The organism is Streptococcus sp. k-378 (genome assembly GCF_013277505.1).
Lineage (GTDB): Bacteria > Bacillota > Bacilli > Lactobacillales > Streptococcaceae > Streptococcus > Streptococcus pseudopneumoniae.
Genome location: NZ_VMNC01000047.1, coordinates 1 through 3128, shown reverse-complemented (window position 1 = coordinate 3128; position 3128 = coordinate 1). Strand labels below are relative to the sequence as shown.

The 3128-nt window shown below is 42.6% G+C and carries 3 protein-coding genes and 1 pseudogene; 2 read left to right on the top strand and 2 right to left on the bottom strand.

Going from position 1 to position 3128, the window contains the following annotated elements:
* Positions 1 to 31 precede the first annotated feature (31 nt).
* Positions 32 to 1105: pseudogene (locus HT719_RS05515) on the bottom strand (DUF2974 domain-containing protein).
* Positions 1106 to 1259: 154 nt separating this feature from the next.
* Between HT719_RS05515 and HT719_RS05510 the strand changes: the two are divergent.
* Both HT719_RS05510 and HT719_RS05505 read left to right on the top strand, forming a co-directional pair.
* Positions 1260 to 1937 (top strand): response regulator transcription factor, encoded by a 678-nt coding sequence (locus tag HT719_RS05510; protein WP_000548991.1) that lies wholly within the window; start codon positions 1260 to 1262, stop codon positions 1935 to 1937.
* Positions 1930 to 2904 carry a sensor histidine kinase gene (locus tag HT719_RS05505; RefSeq protein ID WP_054393109.1) on the top strand — a complete coding sequence of 325 codons (975 nt, stop codon included), beginning with the start codon at positions 1930 to 1932 and terminating at the stop codon, positions 2902 to 2904. The genes HT719_RS05510 and HT719_RS05505 overlap by 8 nt, the downstream gene beginning before the upstream one ends.
* A gap of 46 nt (positions 2905 to 2950) precedes the next feature.
* On the opposite strand, the gene HT719_RS05500 is transcribed toward HT719_RS05505, so the two are convergent.
* A partial coding sequence (locus tag HT719_RS05500) for a His/Gly/Thr/Pro-type tRNA ligase C-terminal domain-containing protein (RefSeq protein ID WP_172928501.1) occupies positions 2951 to 3128 on the bottom strand: 178 nt, incomplete at its 5' end.

Sequence of the window (3128 nt, the reverse complement as noted above, 5' to 3'; positions counted from 1 at the left end):
TTTCGAAGAGTATTACCTTTTCATAAGCTTTTTATCTATTCTTCCATGCTTGGTAACGGGTATCAATCAATAATTGAGTGAGGCGTCCCATGGTTTCCCTTTCTTCTGGAGTGAGGGATTACGCTTGGACAAAGAGATGATGAATGTGTTCAATCGCCTTTAAGGAAGATAGGTCATTGATAGAAGTAATACCAGAATCAAGAATGGTGCCAAAGAAGAGGTCGAAATAGAGCTGGAGTTCCTCGTCAGGGACTGTGGCCACCCACTCCTTGAAGGTTGTGTCGACTTGTCGGCTATCACTGTTGGTCTTATCCAGCTGGACGAAGTGCTTGTCCTCAATCTGCCAACTAAAGGTATCGTGCTGGGCGATACCACCCAAGGTAGTACTGTGCACGATGATTTGCTGGTTAGGGATTTCCAGCATCATACCGATGATGGAACCTTGTGGGATGAAGACCTTGGTTCTATCCATTAGCCTTTGATAGCCCTCGGTTTGTGTCAGTTCTTTATGGAGACCAGGCGCATCAAAGGTATAAACTGCTGTGATTTGATCCTGTAAACTTTGTTCAATTTGACTAGCAGCATAGATGGCTAGATTTCCTCCCTTGGAATGTCCAGCCAGAATGACATTTTGATTAGGATGGTGGGCAAAAAAGTTCTTTAAATAGCGAAGGGCGTGCTTTTGAGCAGGAATTTCCTTCATATAGGTCAGGTGGAAATCTTCCTTCCAGCCAATGATACTGTCATCAGTCCCACGAAAGACAATCAGATAGGTATCGAGAGTGAGGCGGTAGGTCATAGCCGCAAACTGCTTTTGCAGTTCAGGGTCAATGTCGTTGATAAAATGAGAGAGTTTACAATTTTTGAAGCGTTTGTGTTGAGCTAGCTCATCTAATAGCTGGAGGCGATTTTTGCTGGTCAACATGTTAGGATTCCTTGGAACCTGAGGAGCCAGGTCTAAAAGTCGCTGAGGACTTGTGGAGACCAGATTATCAAAGGAGAGGTAGGTAGCTTCTGTTAAGGCTAGAATGTCTAACTCATTCAATGGAAAGTCGTAAAAGGAATCGTATGCGACATCTTTCAGGTAATCAAAAATATTGGCCATAAGAACTCCTTTCTTTTCTTTATCTTATCAAATTTCCCTCAAATTAGCTAGTAGGATTGTTGCACTTTGTTGGCTAAAAACAAGCTATGTCAAATTCAATTTCAGACATTCGAGCATGGAAAAATCTGTTATAATAATAGAAAAGGAGGAGCGCATGCACAAGATTTTACTAGTAGAAGATGATCAGGTTATTCGTCAACAGGTCGGGAAAATGCTCTCTGAATGGGGATTTGAAGTGGTCTTGGTAGAAGACTTTATGGAAGTTTTGAGTCTTTTTGTCCAATCGGAACCTCATCTGGTCCTCATGGATATTGGGCTGCCCTTGTTTAATGGTTATCACTGGTGTCAGGAAATTCGCAAGATTTCCAAGGTGCCTATCATGTTTCTGTCTTCGAGAGACCAGGCTATGGATATTGTCATGGCAATCAATATGGGGGCGGATGACTTTGTGACCAAACCTTTTGACCAGCAGGTTCTTTTAGCCAAGGTTCAGGGCTTGCTGCGTCGTTCCTATGAGTTCGGGCGTGACGAGAGTTTACTGGAATATGCTGGTGTTATCCTCAATACCAAATCCATGGATTTACATTATCAAGGGCAAGTCTTGAATTTGACCAAGAACGAATTCCAGATTTTACGCGTGTTATTTGAGCATGCAGGCAATATTGTAGCGCGTGACGACCTCATGCGGGAACTTTGGAACAGTGACTTTTTCATTGATGATAATACCCTCTCTGTCAATGTGGCTCGTTTGCGTAAAAAATTGGAAGAGCAGGGCTTGGTAGGATTTATCGAGACCAAGAAAGGGATAGGGTACGGACTGAAGCATGCTTGATTGGAAACAATTTTTTCTAGCCTATCTGCGCTCCCGTAGTCGTCTGTTTGTCTATCTGCTTGCTTTAGCATTTCTGATTTTGCTCTTTCAGTTTTTATTTGCCAGTTTGGGAACTTACTTTCTCTACTTTTTCCTCTTGTGTTGCTTTGTAACCATCTTATTTTTCACTTGGGACATATTGGTGGAAACGCAGGTCTATCGTCAGGAAATTCTCTATGGGGAGAGGGAAGCTCAGTCTCCTTTGGAAAGAGCCTTGGCTGAAAAATTAGAAGCGCGTGAGATGGAACTCTATCAGCAGAGGTCTGACGCAGAAAGAAAACTGACGGATTTGCTGGATTACTATACCTTGTGGGCCCATCAGATTAAGACCCCCATTGCAGCCAGTCAACTCTTAGTTGCAGAAGTGGTCGACCGCCAACTGAAGCAGCAATTAGAACAGGAAATTTTCAAGATTGACTCCTATACCAATTTAGTTTTACAGTACCTGCGTTTAGAAAGTTTTCATGATGATTTGGTCTTAAAGCAGGTTCAAATTGAGGACTTGGTCAAGGAAATAATTCGTAAATACGCTCTTTTCTTTATTCAAAAAGGCCTAAATGTCAATCTACATGACCTTGATAAAGAAATCGTGACGGATAAAAAGTGGCTGCTAGTGGTTATTGAGCAAATTATCTCAAATAGTCTCAAGTACACTAAGGAAGGTGGTCTGGAGATTTATATGGAGGGGCAAGAGCTTTGTATCAAGGATACGGGAATCGGGATAAAAAACAGTGATGTCCTCCGAGTCTTTGAACGTGGATTTTCAGGATATAATGGACGCCTAACCCAGCAGTCATCTGGCCTTGGCCTTTACCTATCTAAGAAAATTTCTGAAGAACTGGGGCACGAGATTCGTATCGAGTCTGAGGTCGGAAAAGGAACGATAGCGCGGATTCAGTTTGCTCAAGTGAACCTAGTCCTTGAGTGAGAATAGACGAAAAAGCCTCCGGACTGGAGGCTTTTATGCTAGGTTCTTATTTCTCAACGCGTGATTTGTTGGCTATATCAGCTAGGATAGCTCCAACAAAATCATCAACTGAGACAGTTTGTGTTTCTTTTTGGCCATAGCGACGAACGTTAACAGTTCCGTCTTCCATTTCCTTGTCTCCAACAATCAATTGGTAAGGAATCTTGCTGGTTTGTGAAGCACGG

Excerpts from the sequence above, each read along its gene's own strand:
- HT719_RS05510 (WP_000548991.1), top strand. The coding sequence starts at position 1,260 with ATGCACAAGATTTTACTAGTAGAAGATGATCAGGTTATTCGTCAACAG.
- HT719_RS05505 (WP_054393109.1), top strand. The coding sequence starts at position 1,930 with ATGCTTGATTGGAAACAATTTTTTCTAGCCTATCTGCGCTCCCGTAGT.